Origin of the sequence: Mesorhizobium sp. B2-5-4 (genome assembly GCF_006441095.1) — a bacterium.
GTDB lineage: Bacteria > Pseudomonadota > Alphaproteobacteria > Rhizobiales > Rhizobiaceae > Mesorhizobium > Mesorhizobium salmacidum.
Genome location: NZ_VFUR01000037.1, coordinates 1 through 21,155, shown reverse-complemented (window position 1 = coordinate 21,155; position 21,155 = coordinate 1). Strand labels below are relative to the sequence as shown.

The following is a 21,155-nucleotide window of genomic DNA, read 5'->3' as shown; positions in this document are numbered from 1 at the left end:
GCCCGATCGCCTTTCAAAAAACGCCCATGCATCACGTGCGCCAAATATCGGCTCCCGTGCAAAGGCCTCCTTGTGGGAGAAGGTGGATTGGCGCAAAGCGCCAAGACGGGTGAGGGGTGCTGGAACAAACTCAACCTGCAATTCGTCCAGTACCCCTCATCCGACCTCGCTTCGCGAGGCCACCTTCTCCCACAAGGGAAGAAGGAAGAACGCCACGCTCCCTCGCCTTCCATGACAGCCTACCTCCTCAAGCGCCTCGCCATCGCTTTCGCCACGTTGGTGCTTGCCTCGATGGTGGTGTTCGCCGTGCTGGAGGTCCTCCCCGGCGATCCCGCGCGGCTGATGTTGGGTATGAATGCCAGCGCCGATCAGGTCGAACTCTTGCGCAACCAGATGGGTCTCAACGCGCCACTTGTCCTGCGCTACCTGCATTGGGTCGGTGGCCTGCTCAGCCTCGATTTCGGCCGCTCCTATACCTATTCGGTGCCGGTCATCGACCTCGTGCGTGAACGGCTCGCCGTCTCGCTGCCGCTGGCGCTGATCGCGCTGGCGCTCTCTACCATCATCGCCATTCCGGTCGGGCTTTATTCCGCCAGCCGGCGCGGACGGGCCGGCGACACGATTTCAATGGGCGTGGCGCAGCTTGGCGTAGCCGTCCCCAATTTCTGGTTCGCGCTGATGCTGATCTATGTCTTTGCCGTCTGGCTGCGCCTGGTCCCAGCCGGTGGTTTTCCCGGTTGGGGAGCCGGCGCCTGGCCCGCGCTGAAATCGCTGCTGTTGCCGGCGGTAGCGCTTGCCTTGCCACAAGCGGCGATCCTGGCGCGCGTCACCCGCTCGGCGCTGATCGAGGTGCTGAACGAGGACTATATCCGCACCGCCCGCGCCAAGGGCCTGCCCTATCGCGCCGTGCTGTGGCGGCACGCGCTGCGCAACGCCATGATCCCGGTGCTGACCATTCTTGGCCTGCAATTCGCCTTCCTGCTCGCCGGTACCATCATCATCGAGAATGTCTTCTATTTGCCCGGTCTCGGCCGGCTGGTATTCCAGGCGATCACCCAGCGCGACCTGATCGTCGTCGAAAGCGTGGTCATGCTGCTGGTCGCCGCCGTCATTGTCGTCAATCTCGTCGTCGACCTTTCCTATGCGGCGGTCGATCCTCGCCTGAGGACCCGGCAATGACGCTGCGCATCGACATCCCCGAAGAGACGTTCCGCAGCATCCTGGCCAAGGCGTTTGGGAACGCCGCATTCGTCGCCGGCTTCGTCATCACGGTGCTGATCCTGGCAATGGCCATCGTCTCCTATGCCTGGACACCTTACGATGTGACGAAGCTGGTCATAGCGGACAAGACGCAAGGCCCATCGCTGGCGCATTGGTTCGGCACCGACCATTTCGGCCGCGATATCCTGTCGATGCTCATGGTTGGCGCGCGCAATTCGATTGCCGTGGCGCTGGTCGCCGTCGGCATCGGCATGGGGGTCGGCGTGCCGCTTGGCGCCTTCGCCGCGGCGCGCGGCGGCCTCGTCGACGAGGCGCTGATGCGCGTCAACGATCTCGTCTTCGCCTTCCCCGCGCTGCTGTCGGCCATAATGATCACCGCCATTTTCGGGCCGGGCGCCATCAACGCCATCATCGCCATCGGCATCTTCAACATTCCGGTCTTTGCCCGCGTCGCCCGTGCCGGCGCGCTTGCCGTCTGGCCGCGCGAATTCATCCTTGCCGCGCGCGCCGCCGGTAAGAGCAGCACGCAGATATCGATCGAACATGTGCTGCCCAACATCGCCACGCTGCTCCTGGTGCAGGGCACAATCCAGTTCGCGCTGGGTATCCTGGCCGAAGCCGGGCTTTCCTATCTCGGCCTCGGCGCGCAGCCGCCAATGCCGAGTTGGGGCCGCATGCTGTTCGACGCCCAGACGCGCATGGTGGTGGCGCCGTGGATGGCGATCTTCCCCGGCATGGCGATCGTCGTCACCGTGCTCGGCCTGAACCTCCTGGGCGAAGGCATCGCCGACATTCTCGACCCGAAATCGCGGCGGCAGCGATGAGCCTGCTCGAAATCGACAATCTGTCGCTGACCATCGGCGATACGCAGGTCCTGAAAGATATGGAGCTCTCCGTCGCGCCCGGCGAAGTCATGGGACTGGTCGGCGAATCCGGCTCCGGCAAATCGATGACCGCGCTGACGGTGATGCGGCTCCTGCCCCCTGCCGCACGCCCCACCGGGCGCGTCACATTCGACGGCATCGATATTCTGACGGCGACCGAGGACCAGATGTGTGCCCTGCGCGGCGACGACATCGGCATGGTGTTCCAGGAACCGATGACAGCGCTCAATCCGGTCAAGACGATCGGCGAACAGGTCGCGGAAGGCATACGCTGGCACGCCAGGGCAAGCCGTGCCGATGCCGAGGAGCGCGCGCGAAAAATACTCGACCGCGTTGGTCTGCCCTCGGCAAAGTTCCCGCTGTCGCGCTATCCCCACGAACTGTCAGGCGGCCAGCGCCAGCGCGTCGTCATCGCCATCGCCTGCGCGCTGAAGCCAAAGCTGCTGATCGCCGACGAGCCGACGACGGCGCTCGACGTGGTGCTGCAGGCGCAGATCCTCGACCTCTTGCGCGACCTCGTTGCGGAGAACCGCATGGGCCTGCTGCTGATCTCGCATGATCTCGCTGTCGTGACCGAGATGGCGGACCGCATCACCATCCTGCGCCATGGCGAGGTGATGGAAGCAGGCGACACGGCGCGCACGCTCTCCGGTCAGCTTCATCCCTATACGCGCCAACTGGCGCAGGCTTCGATGCATGTTCCGACGCGCGCCAAGCCTCACCGTGTCGGGACAGACCAATCCTTGCTCCAGGTCGAAGGCGTCACCCGCGATTACCCCGGCCGCCGCATCTCGCTGTTCAGCCGTGCGCCGGCGATTCGCGCCGTCGACGACGTCTCCCTTTCGATGGCGCCGGGCCAGTCGGTGGCACTGGTCGGCCGCTCCGGTTGCGGCAAGTCGACACTTGCCCGCATGATCCTGGCACTGGACCGGCCGGGTTCGGGCGAGATCCGGTTTCGCGGCGAAGCCATCACCGGCAAGAGCGAAGCCGAGCTGAAGCCGGCCAGGCGCGATATGCAGGTCGTGTTCCAGGATCCCTACGGGTCCTTCGATCCACGCCAGAAGGTCGAAAAACTGGTTGCCGAGCCGCTTCATGTCCTGGAGAAAAAACCGACGCGGGCCGAACGCCGCGAGATGGTGGCGCACGCGCTCCACGAGGTCGGCCTCGACCAACGCGACATGGACAAATACCCGCACGAGTTTTCTGGCGGCCAGCGTCAGCGCCTGTCGATCGCCCGCGCCATCATCACCCGCCCGAAACTGGTGGTCGCCGACGAGCCGGTCTCGGCACTCGATGTCTCAATCCGCGCCCAGATCCTGGACCTGTTCGCCGATCTTAACCAGAAGCTTGGCATCGCCTATCTCTTCATCACCCATGACCTGACCGTCGCCCGCGCCATCACGGACGAAGTGCTGGTTATGCATGACGGCAAGATCGTCGAGCGCGGCAAGACGAGCGAAGTACTCGATCACCCACAATCAGAGGCGGCCAAGGCGCTTGTCGCTGCGGCCCCCGACCTGCACAGGGCAATCGCCCGGCGAATGCAGGAACAGGGTTAGGATATCTCAAATCATCTGGAATTCTCCGGTGCTCTTGAACCGGAGATAGCCTCGACGCTGCGCGCCATGTTTGGCAGCATCTCAGGCAGGCTGTCGAGCGCGAACCATTCGACGGCGCTACTCTCGTCGTCGGCGACGGCCGCCTCGCCTTCAAAGACGCGCGTATAAAATATCAACGCGAAGAACTGGGCGCGATCGCCATTCGGAAATTGGACGGTCTCATAGCGTGGGTTACAGCCGAACCCGAACGGCTCGATATCCCTGACGACCAAGCCGGTTTCCTCAAGTACTTCTCGGACCACCACCGCTTCCAGGCCCTCGCCTTCTTCGGCGTTGCCGCCAAGCAGACCCCACAAGCCAAAATCGGTTCGTTTCTGCAGGAGAATGCTGCCGTCTGCGCGTTCAATAACGATACGAGCACCTGGCATCAGCACCAGACGATCGCCGATCAGCGCCCGCAATTGTCCCAGATAGCTATCGGCAAAGCTCACACAAACAGCCCCTCGGCGCTGGCGATTGGGTGTCTCACGCAGTGTCAATCTTCCGGCTTCACCACATCGACCGGGCTGATGTCGAGCAAATCGAGCGTGCGGCGGAGCAGCCGCACCTCGGTTTCGGCCAGCTGCGAATCCGCCTTGGCGATCTCCGCCATGTGCTGGGCCAATTGCTTGCGCCGCTCGACGTCGAGATCGCGGAACAGCGCGATCGCCTGCGAGCCGTTGGTCTCGTAGCCGAATTCGTTGAGGTATTCGATGACGGCATCGATGCTGCTCTCCGGAATGCCGAAGGCATCCTTGCAGATGCGCCGGAAGGCAACCATCTCGCTCTCGCTCACTGTGCCATCTGCCAGGATCATCCGGAACAGCATCAGGAGTTCCGCCGACAAGACGGGATCGTCCGCGACCTTGCGCACGCCCGGGTCGCCGTCGAAGATCGAGCGTATCTGGTCCAGCAACGCGAATGCCATGAACGGCCCCTTTCCGATTCCTCTTCAATAGAATTAGCGCGGAATCGGCCTTGCGCAAACGGGGTGGTCGTGGTCGAACGCGCGCTATCTCAGCCGACCGGACATCTCGACAGATCAGATGATCGACCTCAGCATCCAGTCCATCGCCATGCTTGCCCTCGCGGCTTTTGCCGCGGGCTTTGTCGATTCGATTGCCGGCGGCGGCGGACTGATCACCATTCCGGCGTTGCTGCTTGCCGGTTTCTCGCCGGTCGAAGCGCTTGGAACCAACAAGCTGCAAGGCATGTTCGGCTCCGGGTCGGCGACGATCCACTATGCCTCGAAAGGCCATGTCGACCTGCGCCGGCAATTGCCATCGGCGCTGCTGGCACTTGCCGGCGGTGCCGTCGGCGCGTTGCTGGCCACGATCGTGCCCGGCGACCTGTTGCGCGCGGCCCTGCCGCTGGTGCTGATTGCCATCGCGCTATATTTCGCGCTCAAGCCCAACATGAACGATGTGGACCGGGCCGAGCGCCTCTCGCCCTTCCTGTTCGGCGTGACCGTGGTGCCGGCCATCGGCTTCTATGATGGCGTGTTCGGCCCGGGCGCCGGTTCCTTCTACATGCTGGCCTTCGTGACGCTCGCCGGCTACGGCGTGCTCAAGGCGACGGCGCACACCAAACTGCTCAATTTCGCCTCCAACATCGGCGGCTTCATCGTCTTTGCCGCCGTCGGCGTCATCTCGTGGAAGATCGGCCTGATGATGGGCGTTGCCCAGTTCCTCGGCGCCCGCGTTGGCGCGAGCTTGGCCATGCGCATCGGCGCCAAGCTGATCAAGCCGCTGCTGGTCATCGTCTGCGTGGCTCTGGCGGTGAAGCTGCTGGCCGATCCGGCCAACCCGCTTCGCGTCATGATTGGTGTGTGATCACGCGCCTGTTACAATATCGCTGTTCGAATCATGTTGGAGGAGCCAGACATGAATCTCAGCGCGCCTACCCAGATTGTTTTCATCATTTCCCTGGTCATCGCCATCATCGGCCTTCTTGCCGCGCTTGGCGTTTTTGCGTTCATTCCGCTCGCATCGGTGTGGATCGTGCTAGTCGCCTACATCGTGCTCGCCGCCGGCTGCCTGATGCGCGGCGCCTGACAAGTTTCCCTCGACAAGCGGGGACCGAGAGCGCCCGGCCAAAGCCGGGCGTTTTTTGATTCCAATGCGGGCTCTGCTAGATTCGCTTGGCGGAAGGATGGCCAATGCCAATCGAGATGCAGCGCCGGAAAGAACAGGATCGCTCCATATCGGGGCTTTTCGAAATGCGCCGGCGGCTTCCCAACCCAGCACTTGACGGCGTTGTCACCGATATCTGCGGTTATCGCGAGACCGCGCCTGGCTATTTCCATAACACCGAATATGCCTCGCTGACCGTGCCGCTGGTGATCAGCTTTGCCGAACCCTTCGCCATCGGGCTTGGCCGAACCCCCGGCGACAACGACCGTTTCGCCAGCTTCGCCGCGGGCCTTTATGCCGGACCGGTGATGATCCAGTCTTTCGGCGGCGCCTGCTGCGTCCAGGTCAACTTCACGCCGCTGGGCGCACGCCGGTTTTTCGGCCGGCCGATGAGTGAATTGGCCGATCGCATGGTAGCCCTCGACGACGTGCTCGGTCTCGAAGGCATCGCCCTGCGCGAAAGGCTTGGCAACGCGCCGGATTGGAACATGCGTTTCGACTTGGCGGAAATGTTCGTCGCCGGCCGGCTGGCCGCTGCCCGCGAGACCCCGGCCGAGATCGCCTGGGCTTATGACAGGATCGTCTTTTCGGGCGGCCGCACGCGCATTGCCTCTCTTGCCGAAAAGCTGGGCTGGAGCCGCAAGCATCTTGCCGGGAGATTCACCGACGCCACCGGCATCGGTCCGAAAACCCTGTCGCGCATCGCGCGCTTCAACCGAGCCCTCGGCCTGTCCAGGCAACAGGCGAGCGGCTGGGCCGACATCGCCGCCGATTGCGGCTATGCTGACCAGGCGCATCTAGCCCGCGAGTTCCGCGACCTTGCCGGCGAAACGCCGACCGCACTGTCGATGGGCGTGTAGTTCCGAACAAGCCGCAGCGCACTGGCTGGCAGGTAACATTTCTTCAAGACGCCGGAACGGCCTTCGAACAGACTGGGTTATCGACCAATCCGGATGAAGGAGGCAGCCATGCCCACAACCACAACCAATGAAGCACCCCGGCTCTACCCTGCCCTGCGCTACAGAAACGCGGCGAAGATGATCGACTGGCTGGGCGAAGCCTTCGGCTTCAGCGTCCGTGCCTGCTATGGCGAAGGCGATGTCGTGCATCATGCCGAACTGGTCTTCGGCTCTTCGATGATCATGCTGGGCACGGTGCGCGACGACGACTACGGCAAGATGGTCGGCGAACCCGGTTCAGGCGGCGGCAAGTCGATCTATATCGCCGTCGACGATGCCGACGCCGCCTACGCCAAGGCCAGGAAGGCCGGCGCGACGATCATCCAGGAACTGACGAACCGCGATTACGGCAGCCGCGAATTCATCTGCCGCGATCCCGAAGGCAATGTCTGGTCGTTCGGCACCTACCGGCCGAAAGCAGATGAAAAGGCCTGATTCGGACCTTCAACGTGCCAGCGCGAAAATCGCATCGCAGTCGAGATGGTTCTCCAGCTCGGCCGCGACTTCGTCCAGCGCCCGCTCGACTTCGGCGCGATAGTCGATGCCGCCCCCCTTGATGCCGAGGCTTTCGAGGAATTTTCCCCGAAAGCCGTCGGCGCCGAACAGGCCATGCATATAGGTGCCGATCACCTTGCCGTCGGCGGAGATCGCACCATCCTCGATACCGTTGATGATCGCCGACGGCCGCATGGTGTCCGGGCCGGTGGTGCAGCCGAGATGGATCTCGTAGCCCTCGAGCGGCAAGTCGAACGGCACAGAGCGGGCACTGACATTGCGCACCGTCTTTTCCGGCTCCATCACCGTTTCGATATCAAGCAAGCCCAGCCCTTCGGCATCGGTGACGCTGCCTTCGATGCCGTTGGGGTCGCGCACCATTCGGCCTAGCATCTGGAAGCCGCCGCAAATGCCGACGACATGGCCGCCGCGCTTGCGGTGCGCCGCCAAATCCCGGTCCCAGCCATTCTCGCGAAACTTCAGGAGATCGCCGATCGTCGACTTGGAGCCGGGAATGACCACCAGCCCGGCATCGGCCGGCAGCTTCTTTCCCGGCGGCACGAACACCACCTCGACCTGCGGTTCGGCCTTGAGCGGGTCGAGATCGTCGAAATTGGCGATGCGGCCAAGCATCGGCACCGCCACCTTCAACGCGCGCGCCTCACCGGACGCCAGCCGCTCCAGCACCACCGAATCCTCCGATGGCAGCCGCGCCGCCGCCTTCAGCCACGGCACGACGCCAAAACAGCGCCACCCGGTGAATTTCTCGATCGCCTTCAGGCCGTCATCGAACAGCGAAACGTCACCCCGGAACTTGTTGATAAGGTAGCCGACGATCATGCACCGATCCTCTTCCGGCAGGATCAGATGCGTGCCGGCGACCGAGGCGATGACGCCGCCGCGATCGATGTCGCCGACCAGCACCACCGGCACGTCGGCGCGCGTGGCAAAGCCCATATTGGCGATGTCGCGGCTTCTGAGGTTGATTTCGGCTGGCGAACCGGCGCCCTCGACGATGACGAGGTCGGCGCCCTCGCCGACCTCGCCCCAGGAATCCAGCACGGCATCCATCAGCCGGCCCTTCAGCGCCTGATAGTCACGCGCCCGCGCTTCGCCGAACACCTTGCCCTGGACGATGATCTGGGCGCCGACATCGGTCTGCGGCTTAAGCAGCACCGGGTTCATATGGACCGACGGCGCAACCCCGCAAGCGATCGCCTGCAGCCATTGCGCACGGCCGATCTCGCCGCCATGGTTGTTGTCACCGGGAATATCGGCAACGGCAGCGTTGTTCGACATGTTCTGCGGCTTGAACGGCCGCACCTTCAGGCCGCGATTCCTGGCGGCGCGGCACAGCCCGGCGACGAGCACCGTCTTGCCGACATCCGAGCCCGTGCCTTGCAGCATGATCGCTTTGGCCATCAGCTCTGGCCCTGCGTCGCATTTCCGGTGACCGTGGACTTCTGCGCCAGCGGCCCGCCGCGCCAGATATAAAGCGCCAGCAGAGGTTCCTTGCCAGTCCGCATAGCGTGATTGACATTGGAGGCATGGTGGACGACCTCGCCGGCTTCACGCGTGCGAAAACCGCCCTCGCCCATGCGCCATTCCGTACGGCCGGTCAGCGGAATGTAGATCTCCTCGGCGACGTGATGATGGTCGGGATAGACGATCCCGGGCCCCAGGATCAGCAGCCCGGCCGCAACCTCGTCATTGGCGAAATGGCCGCGCGTGCCGAACATTTCCAGCCAGCCATAATTGTCGATGAAATCTTTCCCGATATCCGCTTCGCTGTAGGTCTGCCCCCAATGGAGGTCGTTGCGCTGCCGTGCCAGCAATTGCACCAGGGGTTTCGCGGCCATCGGCGCCAGCTCAGCCGAGCGATCGAGATGGCGCAGGCAACCAAGCGCATACGGCTCCAGATCGCGGGCCGGCATGTCCCAGCCTATGCGCGCCACGGCCTCGCGCACCAGGACGTCGTCGACGGAAGCAAGGTAGGCGTGGAACTGTTCCAGCAGTTCGTCGAATTTTGTCGTCACATCTTGCTCCGGAGATGCATTGGTGCACAGCCGCTCCGCGGCAGGTCGGGTTGCGCGGCGGCATCATTGGTCTAGATTGGTGCGCGCGCAAAGCCAAAAACGACAGGCCAGCGGGCTAGCTGGCCAACATATAGGGAGCACGCCATGGACGCCGCGGTCGATGCGAGCACCAGCCAGTTCGAACTCAACGAGGAACAGCGCGCCATCCAGGAGATGGCGCAGGCCTTCGCCGCCGATCGCGTTGCGCCGAATGCACTCGACTGGGACCGCAGGAAACACTTCCCCGCCGAGGTCATCCGGGAAACCGGACCGCTCGGCCTCGGCGGCATCTATATCAAGGACGACGTCGGCGGTTCCGCGCTCGGCCGACTCGACGCGGTGCTGATCTTCGAGGCGCTGTCACATGCCGACCCGGCCTTTTCTTCCTTCATCTCGATCCACAACATGGTGGCCTCGATGATCGACCGTTTCGGCAATGAAGAACAGCGCCGGCGTTTCCTGCCGAAGCTCACCTCCATGGAATGGCTGGCGAGCTATTGCCTGACCGAGCCGGGTTCCGGCTCCGATGCCGCTGCATTGAAGACCCGCGCGGTGAAGAGCGGCGGCGACTATGTTCTCAACGGCGCCAAGCAGTTCATCTCGGGCGCCGGCGACAGCGATGTATACGCCGTCATGGTGCGCACCGGCGCCGACGGCCCGAAAGGCATCTCCACCATTGTCGTGCCCAAGGATGCGCCCGGCCTCTCCTTCGGCGCCAACGAGCACAAGATGGGCTGGCATATGCAGTCGACCCGCCAGGTCATCTTCGAGGACTGCAAGGTGCCGGCGGAGAATCTCCTGTCGGGCGAAGGCGCCGGTTTCGGCATCGCCATGGCCGGGCTCGACGGCGGCCGGCTGAACATCGCGGCCTGTTCGCTGGGCGGCGCCCAGTCGGCGCTCGACAAGGCGCTCTCCTATACCGCCGAGCGCAAGGCATTCGGCTCGAAGATCAACCAGTTCCAGGCGCTGCAGTTCAGGCTGGCCGACATGGAGACAGAGTTGCAGGCGGCGCGCATCTTTCTTTATGCGGCTGCCTCCAAACTCGACCGCAAGGCCCCGGATGCCGGCAAATGGTCGGCGATGGCCAAGCGCTTCGTCACCGACACCGGCTTCGACATCGCCAACGATGCGCTGCAATTGCTCGGCGGCTACGGCTATCTGCATGATTATGGCATCGAGAAGCTGGTTCGCGATCTGCGCGTGCACCAGATTCTGGAAGGCACCAACGAGATCATGCGCGTGATCATCGCGCGCGCGCTGATCGGCCGCTGAAGCCAGCAAACTCCGGGAGAGAGACAATGACGACGACCGCCTTCATCGGCCTCGGCAATATGGGCAATCCGATGGCCGCAAACCTGGTCAAGGCGGGCCATACGGTGCATGGCTTCGATCTGATGCCGGAAAACCTCACCATCGCGCGTGAACATGGCGTCGTTGTCATGGCCAATGCGCTCGCGGCGGTGAAGGATGCCGACGTGGTGATCACCATGCTGCCCGCCGGCAAGCATGTTTTGTCGGTCTATGAGGACATCGCTCCCAAGGCGAAGAAAAATGCCTTGTTCATCGATTCCTCGACCATCGACGTGGACTCGGCACGCAAGGCGCATGCGATTGCCGCGAAGCATGGCCTGCTGTCGATCGATGCGCCGGTTTCGGGGGGCACCGGTGGTGCCACGGCCGGTACATTGACCTTCATGGCCGGGGGATCCGATGGTGCCTTCGCCGCCGCCGAGCCGATCTTGAACCCGATGGCCGGGCGCATCGTCCATTGCGGCAGCGACGGCGCCGGCCAGGCCGCCAAGATCTGCAACAACATGATCCTCGGCATTTCGATGATCGGCGTCGCCGAGGCCTTCGTGCTGGCGGAGAAACTCGGCCTGTCGCATCAGGCGCTGTTCGACGTCGCCTCGACGTCGTCAGGCCAGTGCTGGTCGCTGACCACCTATTGCCCGGTGCCCGGCCCGGTTCCCACTTCGCCCGCCAACAAGGATTACAAGCCGGGATTTGCTGCGGCTCTTATGCTGAAGGACCTGAAATTGTCCCAGGAAGCAGCGCTTGGCGCCGGCGCGGTGACGCCGCTCGGCGCCGAAGCGGCGCAACTCTATGCCCTGTTCAATGCCCAGGGACATGGCGGCGCGGATTTCTCCGGCATAATTAATTTTCTGCGCGGCAACCCGGCGTAACCAGCGGATCGGATTGACTTTTTTCCGGTCCTTCCAGTCGAAGGGCCGCAAATTTAGATTTGCTTAAGCTCTCGATAACTCCGCGGTAACGATGTCCCTATAAAACGGATTGCGAGGCGGATATATCGCATCCGCCCGGCGCTCCGGATCAGGTCTCGCGTGCCGGAGCCCGTAAGTTTCGCAAGTGTCTTCGTAGCGAAACGCCATGCGTATCTGGCAAAGCCGCGTTCCCGGTGGGGCGCGGTTTTTGCGTTTCCGACCCCTTTATTATCGATGATCCGTCTATATTCCGATCGCCGCGCCCGGGATCGGCACGTGATCTTCATTGGTCAGCACGATCGGTGCATCGACGCCGTCGACGCGGAGCACCAGCAGGCGCGTGCTCCATGTGCCGGCAGTGCGAACCAGATGGGAATATACGGTGCCCTTACCCTTGGCGCCATGGACGGGGATGCTGAACTGGGCATCGCCCGCGCCGTTCGCATTGACGTTGAGACTGCCCCCGACCCAGAAATTATCCGTCACATCATCGCCGATGGCGGCCGTGACACGGGTATCGGCACGCACTGCGTCCATCGTCATATGGTAGGCATCACTGCCTTTGAGCACGAAGGGAATGCTGCCGACCATCGTCGCACAGCCGCCGATGCTGACCACCCATACGGCAAGGCCGGCAATCGCCCAATTGCGCTGCGTCTTGCGGAACTGCTCGGCGTCGCGCCAAGCCCGGTTCCGCCAAGCCCAGCGGCTGCCGCGCGCGCCGAGCACGAAGATCATGATGAGGTTGACGACGGGGATCAGCGCCAGCAGCGCGATGAAGGTGCTGTTGCCGATGCCCCAAATCCAGTTGAGGAAGAAGGCGCCCCAATTCCAGCGATCGAGTTCGGCTGGAATTTCAGCCGGTTGGTTGAGCGGTTGTCCGGCCATGTTGTTCCCCATCGGCGTGTATGCCGATTGGTTCTAGCGCAAGACTTCGACGATGCGCAAAAAAGTTCCGCGACGCCCGCTTCAACCCTTTGTCGAAAGCCGGCGAAAATTTGCCTTCACGGGGCGGTTGGCCGGCTTCAGCGCGGCGCTGATCGACCGTTCGGCCGCGACGCCGTTGAACAGCGACGGCGTGCGGCCAGAAGAGAGCGCCCGATCAACGGACGCCCGGTTCCGTTTTACCGCCTGCGCAGGTCGGCCTGCGCCAGGTCGAGCGCCTTGCCGATGCGCTCACAGGCCATGTCGATGGTGTCGCGGGTCCAGATCAGCGGCGGCGACAGGATCATCGTGTCGCCGGTGGCGCGCAGCATCATGCCATTGGCGATTGCATGATCGCGCACCGTCACCGCGGCACTTCCCGGCGGCAGGAAGCGTTCCTTCGTCGTCTTGTCCTTGACGATCTCGATCGCACCCATCAGGCCGATCGAACGCACCTCGCCGACCAGATCATGCCCGGCGATACGCTCCTGCAAAGCCTTGGCGAAATAGGGTCCGGTGTCGTTCCTGACGCGATCGACCAGGCCTTCCTGTTCGATGATCTCGAGGTTCTTCAGCGCCACGGCGCAGGCCACTGGGTGCCCCGAATAGGTGTAGCCGTGGTTGAACTCGCCGCCCTTCTCGACCAGCGTCGAGGCAATGCGATCGCCAACCAGCAGCGCCGAGAGCGGCTGATAGCCCGATGTCAGCGCCTTGGCCGTGGTGATGGTATCCGGTTCGATGCCGAAGGTCTGGGCCGCGAACCACTCACCTGTCCGGCCATAGCCGGTGATGACCTCGTCCAGCATCAAAAGCACGTCGTATTTGCGGCAGATGCGCTGCACTTCGGGCCAGTAGCTCGCCGGCGGGATCTTGACGCCACCCGCCCCCATCACCGGCTCGCCGATGAAAGCTGCGACCTTGTCGGCGCCAGCCTCGATGATGGCATCCTCGACGGACTTTGCCGCGCGCAGGCCGAAATCGTGATCGCTTTCGCCAGGCAGAGCCAGCTCATAAGCATAGGGCATCATCACATGGACGATATTGGGCACCGCGCCGTTGAGCTGCTTGTGCATGGCATCCATGCCGCCGAGCGAAGTGCCGGCGATGGTCGAACCGTGATAGGCCATCTTGCGCGAGATGACGCGGTTCTTCTCCGGCTTGCCTTCCAGCACCCAATAGTGGCGCACAAGGCGCAACGCGGTGTCGTTGGCCTCCGAACCTGACGAGCCGTAAAACACCTGGTTGACGTTGCGTGGCGCGATCTCGGCGAGCTTTTTCGACAACAGCACCGGCGTCGGCGTCGAACATTTGAAGAAGGAATTGTAGTAAGGCAATTCCTTCATCTGGGCATAGGCGGCCTCGGCCAGTTCGTCACGGCCGTAGCCGATATTGACGCACCACAGGCCGGCCATGCCGTCCAGCAGTTCCGTCCCTTCGGAATCGTATATGAACGGGCCCTTGGCGTGGGTGATGACGCGCGCGCCGGCCTCACGCAGCTCCTTATGGTCGGTGAAAGGATGCAAGTGATGCGCGGCGTCGATCTGCTGAAGCTGCTTCAGCGAATAATTCTGATAGGTCATTGATTTGATCTTTCCTCTGAAATCCTTCCGGCGGTGCCGGGGCGAATTCGTCAGAGGACGGCAGGTGGCGAATAACCAATACGGGCGCACAGCCGCAAAAGCTCGGCGCGCAGCGTGCGTGACGATGGCGTCACCGCGACCCGGAATGCGCGAGCTGATAATCTAGCGAGAGCCATGAAGGCACCTTAGAGCAAAGGACGGTCGAGGTGAACCACCCTTTGCTCAAGTGGCGCCATGGCATGATGTCAGGCTTCGCCGCTCAGCGCCCGCTGCAGGAACACATACTTCATCGCCGTCTGCGCCGCCTGCGGCCGTCGGTCGCCGCGCCCGCCATGACCGCCTTCGATCTCCTCGAAGAACAGCGTCTTGCCGTGTCCGGCTTCCTGCAGGCGGGCCGCCATCTTGCGCGCATGGCCCGGATGGACCCGGTCGTCCGCGGTCGAGGTGGTCAGCAGCACCGGGGGATAAGCGGCATCCGCCTTGACATGCTGGTAGGGTGAATAGGCGGAAAGCCATTTGGCGTCTTCAGGCTTTGACGGATCGCCATATTCGGCCATCCACGAAGCGCCCGGCGGCAGTTCGGTGTAGCGCAGCATGTCGAGTAGCGGCACATCGATGATGACTGCGCCGAAAAGCTCGGGATGCTGCGTCAGGGAAGCGCCCGTCAGCAGGCCGCCGTTGGAGCCGCCCTGAATGCCAAGCGACGCAGGCGTTGCGATGCCACGCCTGACGACATCCTCGGCCACCGCGGCAAAGTCGTCGAAGCCGGTCTGGCGCTTGCCTTTCAGCGCAGCCTGGTGCCAGGCCGGGCCGAACTCGCCACCGCCGCGAATACAGGCCTGCACATAGGCATTGCCTTTCTCCAGCCACAGCCTGCCGCGCACGCCGGCATAGCCGGGCAACAGCGGCACTTCGAAACCGCCATAGCCGTAGAGCAGCGTCGGCACCGGCCCATTCTGGTCGCGCCGCCTGACGACGAAGTAAGGGATCATCGTGCCATCTTTCGAGCGCGCCTCGAACTGTTCCGAGACAAGCGGCGAGGCATCGAAGCGCGCCGGCTGCGACTTCACGGTGGCGAGCGTCTCGCCATCGTCATCGGACCAGATGATCGAACTCGGCGTCAGGAAATCGGTGAAGGAGAAGGAGACGGTGGAGCCGAAATGCTCGGCATGGCTGATGCCGACAGTGCCGTTTTCGGGCAGCGTGACAGGTTTCAGCGACCAGGCGTCGTCCCTACGCTCGCAAACGAGAACCTTGCCACGCACATTGTCCATCAGGTTGATGAACAGGCGGTCCTGCGTGCGGCTGATACCGGCGATCGAGACGCGATATGCCGGCGCCAGCAACGTCTCGATCGTACCAAAACTGCCGGTTTCGATCCAATACGCGAAATCGATCGAATAAAGCCCGTCCGGCTGGCATGCGGTGCCGTCCGGCGCCGTCCATGGCGTCCGCACTCCAAACACCAGTTGATCCCTAAAGAGCGCGGTGTCGGTGACGTCGTCGGGCAGGGGGATGCGGCGGTTCTCTCCCGAAGGGAGGCGCAGGAAACTGTGCGACGCGAAGAAGTTGAGTGTCCGCGCCAGAAACAGGTGACGCTTCTCGCCATCGAACTCGACCCCGGCGCCAACGGCAAGATCCTCGGTCTTTCCCTCGAAGATCGGCGTCGCCTCTTCCAACCTCGTGCCGCGCTTCCAGAGCTTGACCACACGCGGATATCCGGACTCGGTCTTGTCGGCGTCTTCGAATGCGGCCGAGACGATCACCGTATCCTCGTCCAGCCAGCCGAAGCCCGATTTCGAGGCCGGCGCCTGAAAACCGCCTTCGACGAAGTACTTGGCCGCGATGTCGAACTCGCGCATCGCGCTGGCGTCACCACCATCGGGCGACATCGAGACCAGGCAGCGATTGAAATCGGGGTAAAGCCTGACAGCGCCGCCGAACACCCACTTTATCCCCTCCTTCGCCGCCAGTTGATCGAAGTCGATGATCGTCTCCCAGTCGGGCTTGTCGGTTTTGTAGGAAGCGATCGTCGTGCGCCGCCACAGGCCGAGCGCATTGTTCTTGTCCTGCCAGAAATTGTAGACATGGCCCGCGATTGCCGTGCCAACCGCGATATTGTCCTCGGCCGTCATCAGGTCGAGTGCCGTCTGGAACGAAACCTGGTAGGATGGATCGCCCTGCAATTCCGCCACCGTGACCTCGTTCTGGCTATGCACCCAGTCGAGCGACTGTTTGCTGGTCCTGTCTTCCAGCCAGAGGAAGGGATCGCCGGCCTTCTGAGAGGGCTGGGCTTTGGTCGTCGAAAAGGTCATGCAGGTCTCCGGGGATTCTGGGCGGCCTTGCCTACATCGCGTTGGCGGCGCTGACATTCAAGATGCGATATGGTCTTTTGCGGTCCGCATCACATTGCTTCACAGCACCCGCCGGCGGATGATCGTCGCCAAGGCCAGCGTAGCGCAGATCGCACCAAGCGTGACCGGCAGGCCGACCGCGCCAAACACATCCATCACGCCGCCGGTAAGCGGCGGAACCAGAATGCCGCCGACGCCCCACATCAGGGAGAATGCCGCATTGCCGGCAACCAGCGCCGAGCCGGTAAAGCGCTCGCCAAGCTCGATGATCGACATCGTGTAGATGCCGTAGGACACCGCGCCCCAGACGAACACACAGGGCCAGACCAGCGGGGTTTCGATCAGAACCGGCAGCAGCGCACAACCGAACACAGTCAGCGAGACGCAGATGAAGCGCACCAGGCGGGCCGTCAGCCGCTCGGCCAGCAGGCCAAGCGGCACCTGCATGGCAATGTTGCCGGCAATCATGACCGACAGCAGCGCGGACATGCGAGCCTCCGCGATGCCATGATACGTGCCATAGACAGGCAGCAGCGCCAGCACCGCCTGCTCGAAGCCGGCGGCCACGACCACCGCCGACAGAAGCAGCCAGGCGAGAGGCATGAAACCCATCACCGAAACCTGATGCTCTGCCTCGTCCACCCTGGGCAGCCGCGGCAGAACCGATGCCAGGCAGAAGCCGCAGAGCACGAAGGCGCCAATGCCGACAAGGAACGGCGGCCAGCCTTCCGTGCCGACGGCAAGCAGGCAAAGCGGGCCGGTCGCGAAGCCAGCGGAAATGATCGTCGAATAGAGACCCATGATGCGGCCGCGCCGGGCCGGCGGTGCGAGCGCGATCACCCAGATCTCACTGAGCACATAGAGTGGGTTGGTCACTACGCCGATCAGGAAGCGCAGCGGAAACCAGAGATAGACGTTCTGCGTCCAGCCGATCAGCGCCAGCACGACAGCCGAGAGTGCGGCACAGGTGAGCGCCGTGCGCCCTGCCCCGAACCGCCTTGCCAGGCCAGGTATCAGTGGCGATGACAGGATGAAGCCGACAGGCGTCATTGCCGCCGACAGGCCGATCATCGCCGGCGAGACACCCTGGCGCTGCAGGATGAAGCTCAACAGCGGGTAGGATAGGCCCTGCGCGATGGCGAACACGGACACGGTTGCGATCACACCGGTGATCGCCGCCCACTGCATCGTCTCGTCGCTTCTCGTGTCCACCAAGTCCATGATCCATAATGCTGTCGTGGTTGCAGACTTAGCGGTTCGGTCAGGCCCGGGTAAGCCCCGCGGCCCGAACCGACGCCCGGCTCCAGCCAAACCCTGCCAGGAGCCTCTGCGGCTGGCCGATCTATAGATAGCGAAGGCGACCAGCAAAGCGTCGAGAGCGACGATCACGGTCGGCAATCCCAGTGGTCCGATCGCTTTTCCCGCTTCGCCTTCGCTCGAGCCGGTTGCGACCATGCTGCCATTCCATGTGACGTGCCGGCTAACCTCCCTGCCGACAGGCCCCACTAGCTACGGGTTCGATCGGCGGAAAGAAAGGGCCGGCAAGCAAGATCCGCTTGCGCCAACGGGTGGATGATCAAGGCGGATGTCGCGTCCACGCAACTGCCGTTCCGGCATGTCGCTTCCCTCGCCCTAGTGGTCGCCGCCTCCGCAATGGCCGGGCGGGCGCCGGTCCATTATGCCGCCCATTATCGCATCCTACGAGGACCATCATGACCGCCGCCCTACAACCCTCAGAGCCGGCTTTGGTGCCCGACCGCGCCCGCCGGGGCGGTCGCGCCGGAAAGCGCGCCGGTGGCTCGGCCGCGTTCGAGCAACCGGCTTTCCGCCAGCTGAAAAATCCGCTGACGCCGACCAAGCTGGTTTCCGAGGACGAGCTGGAATCGATCCACCTCGCTTCCTTGCGGGTGTTGCGCGAAATCGGTGTCGACGTTCTGCACGACGAAGCCCGCAGCATCATGAAGGCGCATGGCGCCGATGTGCGCGAGGGCTCGGAGCGCGTGCGCTTCGACAGCGACATGATCCTGGAGCTGGTGTCGAACTGCCCGTCCGAATTCACCATCCACGCCCGCAACCCTGCCCACAATGTGCGCTTTGGCGGCGACAATCTGATCATCTCGATGATGGCGTCGGCGCCCAATTGCTCCGACATCGATCGTGGCCGCCGGCCGGGCAACCAGCAGGATTATCGCAATTTCCTGCGGCTGGCCCAGATGCACAACATCCTGAATTGCACGGGCGGCTATCCGGTCGAACCGACCGACATCCACCCTTCGGTGCGCCACCTCGAATGCATCCGCGACCTCGCCACGCTGACCGACAAGGTGTTCCACATCTATTCGCTCGGCAAGGAGCGCAATGTCGACGGCATCGAGATCACCCGCATCGCGCGCGGCATCAGCCATGAGCAGTTGCTCACGGAGCCATCCGTCTTCACCATCATCAACACCAATTCGCCGCTCAAGCTCGACGTGCCGATGATGGAAGGCATCATCCAGATGTCGAGCAAGGGCCAGGTCGTCATCGTCACGCCCTTCACCCTGTCGGGGGCGATGGCTCCTGTCACCATCGCCGGCGCGCTGGTGCAGCAGAATGCCGAAGCACTGTCCGGCATTGCCTTCGCCCAGATGGTCAGGAAGGGCGCGCCGGTCGGCTACGGCGGCTTCACCTCCAATGTCGACATGAAGTCCGGTTCGCCGGCCTTCGGCACGCCCGAATACATGAAGGCGCAGCTGGTCGGTGGCCAGCTTGCCCGCCGCTACAACATTCCCTACCGCACCTCCAACACCTGCGCCGCCAACACGGTCGACGCGCAGGCCGCCTATGAAAGCGTGTTCTCGCTGTGGGGCGCCATCCAGGGTGGCGGCAATCTGATGATGCATGCCGCCGGCTGGCTCGAGGGCGGCCTGCGCTGCTCCTACGAGAAGACCATTCTGGATATCGACCTCTTGCAGATGGTGGCCGAATTCCTGACCCCGCTCGACCTCTCCGAAGAGGCGCTCGGCTTCGATGCCATCCAGTCGGTCGGCCCCGGCGGGCACTTCTTCGGCACCCAGCACACGCAGGACCGCTACAAGACCGCCTTCTATTCGCCGATCCTCTCGGACTGGCGCAATTTCGAAACCTGGGCGGAAGCCGGCTCGCCGACGGCGCTGGAAAAGGCCAACAAGGTCTGGAAGGAGCGGCTGGCGTCCTATGACGAGCCCTACATGGATCCCGCCATCCGCGAAGAACTCAACGCCTTCGTCCAGAAACGCACGGCCGAAGGCGGCGCGCCGACCGATTTTTGATCTGTATTGATGAACAGTCGCCCCCCACTCCGTCGAGCTTCGCTCGCCACCTCTCCCCCGATCGACGGGGGAGAGGAAAGGCGCGAGCTTAGGCCGTCTGGCGCCCTTCCTCTCCCTCCTGAGGGGGGAGAGGTGGCGCTGCGAAGCAGCGACGGAGTGGGGGAAGGCGCTCCCCGAACGCGCAGCCGCCGCAAAGCTGGCACAACGCAGCGAGCGCGAAAGCTCCGCCAAGCGGGCAGCCAAGCAGAGGCATTGCTTTGGCTTGAACTGAAAGCGCGCAAGCTTGGCGGTCATCGCTTTACCCGTCAGCTCTCCATCGGCCCCTTCTACCCAAACTTCGCATGCGGCGAAAATCGGCTCGTCATCGAGGTCGGATCCCAGCACGCCGACAGTCCCTATGGGCGCCGCCGCGACAATTTTCTGCGCGCGCAAGGCTATTCGATCCTGCGTGTCTGGAGCCACGATGTCCTGAAACATCGTACTTCCGTCTGTAAGACCATCCTAGCCGCGCTTGATGGCAGGCTCTCCGAAAACATTGCTGAATCCGACCTGAACTTTGTTTTCACGCCCCATTCATTCGATTCAATCTCTTCAAAAACGGATCTATCTTCATGAAATCCCATGTAAAAGCGGTTGTCATCGGCGGCGGCGTCGTCGGCTGCTCGGTGCTCTATCATCTGGCCAAGGCCGGCTGGACCGACATCATGCTGATCGAGCGCTCGGAGCTCACCTCGGGCTCATCCTGGCACGCGGCGGGCGGCTTCCATACGCTGAACGGCGATCCGAACGTCGCCAAGCTGCAGGCCTATACGGTCCAGCTATACAAGGAGATCGAGGAGATCTCGGGCCAATCCTGCTCGCTGCACCTGACAGGCGGCGTGATGTTGGCCGATACGCCCGAGCGCATGGACTTCCTGCGGCTGGCCCACGCCAAGGGCCGCTATCTCGGCATGGACACCGAACTGATCACGCCGTCCGAAGCCAAGGCGATGTTCCCGCTGATGGACGAGACCAATTTCGTCGGCGCCATGTGGGATCCGGTTGAAGGCCATCTCGACCCCTCCGGCACCACCATCGCCTATTCCAAGGCGGCGAAAAAACTCGGCGCCGAAATCGTGCTGCGCAACCGCGTGGTCGACCTGACGCAGCAGCCGGACGGCACCTGGAATGTCGTCACCGAGCAGGGCACGGTTCACGCCGAGCATGTCGTCAACTGCGGCGGCCTGTGGGCGCGCGAGATCGGCCGCATGGTCGGCGTCGAGCTGCCGGTGCTGGCCATGGAGCACATGTATCTGCTTACCGAACCGATGCCGGAGGTTGAGGAATTCAACAAGTCGACCGGCCGCGAAATGATCGGCGTGCTCGACTTCAAGGGCGAGATCTACACCCGCCCGGAGCGCACCGGCATCCTGCTCGGTACC

Annotated in this window: 20 protein-coding genes; 12 read left to right on the top strand and 8 right to left on the bottom strand. The window is 63.2% G+C overall.

Annotated elements, in window-relative coordinates; translation table 11 throughout:
* The first annotated feature begins 231 nt into the window (after positions 1 to 231).
* Genes FJ492_RS27915 through FJ492_RS27905 form a run of 3 tightly spaced genes read left to right on the top strand, consistent with a single transcriptional unit; the run spans position 232 to position 3,664 of the window.
* A complete protein-coding gene (locus FJ492_RS27915; protein WP_140773527.1) occupies positions 232 to 1,179 on the top strand; it encodes an ABC transporter permease in 948 nt (315 codons plus the stop codon).
* Complete coding sequence (locus FJ492_RS27910; RefSeq protein WP_140773525.1) at positions 1,176 to 2,045, top strand: ABC transporter permease; 870 nt, start codon at positions 1,176 to 1,178, stop codon at positions 2,043 to 2,045. Before FJ492_RS27915 ends, FJ492_RS27910 begins: the two co-directional genes overlap by 4 nt.
* Positions 2,042 to 3,664, top strand: a complete 1,623-nt coding sequence (locus FJ492_RS27905) for a dipeptide ABC transporter ATP-binding protein (protein ID WP_140502673.1) — start codon at positions 2,042 to 2,044, stop codon at positions 3,662 to 3,664. The genes FJ492_RS27910 and FJ492_RS27905 overlap by 4 nt, the downstream gene beginning before the upstream one ends.
* Positions 3,665 to 3,675: 11 nt before the next feature.
* On the opposite strand, the gene FJ492_RS27900 is transcribed toward FJ492_RS27905, so the two are convergent.
* Positions 3,676 to 4,155, bottom strand: a complete 480-nt coding sequence (locus FJ492_RS27900; protein WP_140773523.1) for an NUDIX domain-containing protein — start codon at positions 4,153 to 4,155, stop codon at positions 3,676 to 3,678.
* Between the two features lie 44 nt (positions 4,156 to 4,199).
* The gene (locus FJ492_RS27895; protein ID WP_140711366.1) at positions 4,200 to 4,631 is read right to left on the bottom strand and encodes a TerB family tellurite resistance protein; all 432 of its coding nucleotides are present in this window, start codon (positions 4,629 to 4,631) and stop codon (positions 4,200 to 4,202) included.
* A gap of 118 nt (positions 4,632 to 4,749) precedes the next feature.
* Here FJ492_RS27895 and FJ492_RS27890 point away from each other — a divergent pair, with 118 nt between their 5' ends.
* The 4 genes from FJ492_RS27890 (at position 4,750) to FJ492_RS27875 (ending at position 7,229) form a co-directional block, all read left to right on the top strand.
* On the top strand, positions 4,750 to 5,535 hold the full coding sequence (locus FJ492_RS27890; protein WP_140711365.1) for a TSUP family transporter: 786 nt from the start codon (positions 4,750 to 4,752) through the stop codon (positions 5,533 to 5,535).
* Positions 5,536 to 5,586: 51 nt separating this feature from the next.
* Positions 5,587 to 5,757, top strand: a complete 171-nt coding sequence (locus tag FJ492_RS27885; protein WP_140502668.1) for a hypothetical protein — start codon at positions 5,587 to 5,589, stop codon at positions 5,755 to 5,757.
* 104 nt (positions 5,758 to 5,861) lie between these two features.
* The gene (locus FJ492_RS27880) at positions 5,862 to 6,695 is read left to right on the top strand and encodes an AraC family transcriptional regulator (protein ID WP_140773521.1); all 834 of its coding nucleotides are present in this window, start codon (positions 5,862 to 5,864) and stop codon (positions 6,693 to 6,695) included.
* Between the two features lie 108 nt (positions 6,696 to 6,803).
* Positions 6,804 to 7,229 carry a VOC family protein gene (locus FJ492_RS27875; RefSeq protein ID WP_140502666.1) on the top strand — a complete coding sequence of 142 codons (426 nt, stop codon included), beginning with the start codon at positions 6,804 to 6,806 and terminating at the stop codon, positions 7,227 to 7,229.
* Positions 7,230 to 7,238: 9 nt separating this feature from the next.
* Here the strand turns inward: FJ492_RS27875 and FJ492_RS27870 are convergent, their stop codons facing one another.
* Together FJ492_RS27870 and FJ492_RS27865 are read right to left on the bottom strand one after the other, a co-directional pair.
* Positions 7,239 to 8,711 (bottom strand): cobyric acid synthase, encoded by a 1,473-nt coding sequence (locus FJ492_RS27870; protein WP_140773519.1) that lies wholly within the window; start codon positions 8,709 to 8,711, stop codon positions 7,239 to 7,241.
* A complete protein-coding gene (locus FJ492_RS27865) occupies positions 8,711 to 9,325 on the bottom strand; it encodes a dimethylsulfonioproprionate lyase family protein (RefSeq protein WP_140773517.1) in 615 nt (204 codons plus the stop codon). Before FJ492_RS27865 ends, FJ492_RS27870 begins: the two co-directional genes overlap by 1 nt.
* Before the next feature lie 144 nt (positions 9,326 to 9,469).
* On the opposite strand from FJ492_RS27865, the gene FJ492_RS27860 reads away from it, so the two are divergent.
* Entirely contained in the window at positions 9,470 to 10,636 is a 1,167-nt protein-coding gene (locus tag FJ492_RS27860) for an isobutyryl-CoA dehydrogenase (protein WP_140773514.1), read from the top strand.
* Between the two features lie 26 nt (positions 10,637 to 10,662).
* Positions 10,663 to 11,547, top strand: a complete 885-nt coding sequence (mmsB, locus tag FJ492_RS27855) for a 3-hydroxyisobutyrate dehydrogenase (RefSeq protein ID WP_140711361.1) — start codon at positions 10,663 to 10,665, stop codon at positions 11,545 to 11,547.
* Between the two features lie 282 nt (positions 11,548 to 11,829).
* On the opposite strand, the gene FJ492_RS27850 is transcribed toward mmsB, so the two are convergent.
* The 4 genes from FJ492_RS27850 to FJ492_RS27830 form a co-directional block, all read right to left on the bottom strand.
* Entirely contained in the window at positions 11,830 to 12,474 is a 645-nt protein-coding gene (locus tag FJ492_RS27850) for a cytochrome c oxidase assembly factor Coa1 family protein (RefSeq protein ID WP_140773512.1), read from the bottom strand.
* A 236-nt stretch (positions 12,475 to 12,710) separates the two neighbouring features.
* On the bottom strand, positions 12,711 to 14,090 hold the full coding sequence (locus tag FJ492_RS27845) for an aspartate aminotransferase family protein (protein ID WP_140751660.1): 1,380 nt from the start codon (positions 14,088 to 14,090) through the stop codon (positions 12,711 to 12,713).
* A 245-nt stretch (positions 14,091 to 14,335) separates the two neighbouring features.
* Positions 14,336 to 16,405, bottom strand: a complete 2,070-nt coding sequence (locus FJ492_RS27835; protein ID WP_140773510.1) for a prolyl oligopeptidase family protein — start codon at positions 16,403 to 16,405, stop codon at positions 14,336 to 14,338.
* 99 nt (positions 16,406 to 16,504) lie between these two features.
* Positions 16,505 to 17,665: an MFS transporter gene (locus FJ492_RS27830; RefSeq protein ID WP_140711841.1), complete on the bottom strand. Its 1,161-nt coding sequence runs from the start codon at positions 17,663 to 17,665 to the stop codon at positions 16,505 to 16,507.
* Positions 17,666 to 18,156: 491 nt separating this feature from the next.
* Between FJ492_RS27830 and FJ492_RS27825 the strand changes: the two genes are divergently transcribed.
* The 3 genes from FJ492_RS27825 to FJ492_RS27815 form a co-directional block, all read left to right on the top strand.
* The gene (locus tag FJ492_RS27825) at positions 18,157 to 19,734 is read left to right on the top strand and encodes a trimethylamine methyltransferase family protein (protein ID WP_140773507.1); all 1,578 of its coding nucleotides are present in this window, start codon (positions 18,157 to 18,159) and stop codon (positions 19,732 to 19,734) included.
* A 132-nt stretch (positions 19,735 to 19,866) separates the two neighbouring features.
* Positions 19,867 to 20,349 (top strand): DUF559 domain-containing protein, encoded by a 483-nt coding sequence (locus FJ492_RS27820; protein ID WP_140773505.1) that lies wholly within the window; start codon positions 19,867 to 19,869, stop codon positions 20,347 to 20,349.
* The coding region (locus tag FJ492_RS27815) for an FAD-binding oxidoreductase (RefSeq protein ID WP_140773501.1) at positions 20,346 to 21,155 on the top strand (810 nt) is incomplete at its 3' end. The genes FJ492_RS27820 and FJ492_RS27815, both read left to right, overlap by 4 nt.

Bases quoted from the DNA above. Each gene is read 5' to 3' on its own strand.
- FJ492_RS27875 (WP_140502666.1), top strand. From the start codon at position 6,804: ATGCCCACAACCACAACCAATGAAGCACCCCGGCTCTACCCTGCCCTG.
- FJ492_RS27895 (WP_140711366.1), bottom strand. From the start codon at position 4,631: ATGGCATTCGCGTTGCTGGACCAGATACGCTCGATCTTCGACGGCGAC.
- FJ492_RS27845 (WP_140751660.1), bottom strand. From the start codon at position 14,090: ATGACCTATCAGAATTATTCGCTGAAGCAGCTTCAGCAGATCGACGCC.
- FJ492_RS27870 (WP_140773519.1), bottom strand. From the start codon at position 8,711: ATGGCCAAAGCGATCATGCTGCAAGGCACGGGCTCGGATGTCGGCAAG.
- FJ492_RS27860 (WP_140773514.1), top strand. From the start codon at position 9,470: ATGGACGCCGCGGTCGATGCGAGCACCAGCCAGTTCGAACTCAACGAG.
- FJ492_RS27905 (WP_140502673.1), top strand. From the start codon at position 2,042: ATGAGCCTGCTCGAAATCGACAATCTGTCGCTGACCATCGGCGATACG.
- FJ492_RS27885 (WP_140502668.1), top strand. From the start codon at position 5,587: ATGAATCTCAGCGCGCCTACCCAGATTGTTTTCATCATTTCCCTGGTC.
- FJ492_RS27880 (WP_140773521.1), top strand. From the start codon at position 5,862: ATGCCAATCGAGATGCAGCGCCGGAAAGAACAGGATCGCTCCATATCG.
- FJ492_RS27915 (WP_140773527.1), top strand. From the start codon at position 232: ATGACAGCCTACCTCCTCAAGCGCCTCGCCATCGCTTTCGCCACGTTG.
- FJ492_RS27890 (WP_140711365.1), top strand. From the start codon at position 4,750: ATGATCGACCTCAGCATCCAGTCCATCGCCATGCTTGCCCTCGCGGCT.
- mmsB (WP_140711361.1), top strand. From the start codon at position 10,663: ATGACGACGACCGCCTTCATCGGCCTCGGCAATATGGGCAATCCGATG.
- FJ492_RS27835 (WP_140773510.1), bottom strand. From the start codon at position 16,405: ATGACCTTTTCGACGACCAAAGCCCAGCCCTCTCAGAAGGCCGGCGAT.
- FJ492_RS27910 (WP_140773525.1), top strand. From the start codon at position 1,176: ATGACGCTGCGCATCGACATCCCCGAAGAGACGTTCCGCAGCATCCTG.
- FJ492_RS27850 (WP_140773512.1), bottom strand. From the start codon at position 12,474: ATGGCCGGACAACCGCTCAACCAACCGGCTGAAATTCCAGCCGAACTC.
- FJ492_RS27830 (WP_140711841.1), bottom strand. From the start codon at position 17,665: ATGGACTTGGTGGACACGAGAAGCGACGAGACGATGCAGTGGGCGGCG.
- FJ492_RS27825 (WP_140773507.1), top strand. From the start codon at position 18,157: ATGACCGCCGCCCTACAACCCTCAGAGCCGGCTTTGGTGCCCGACCGC.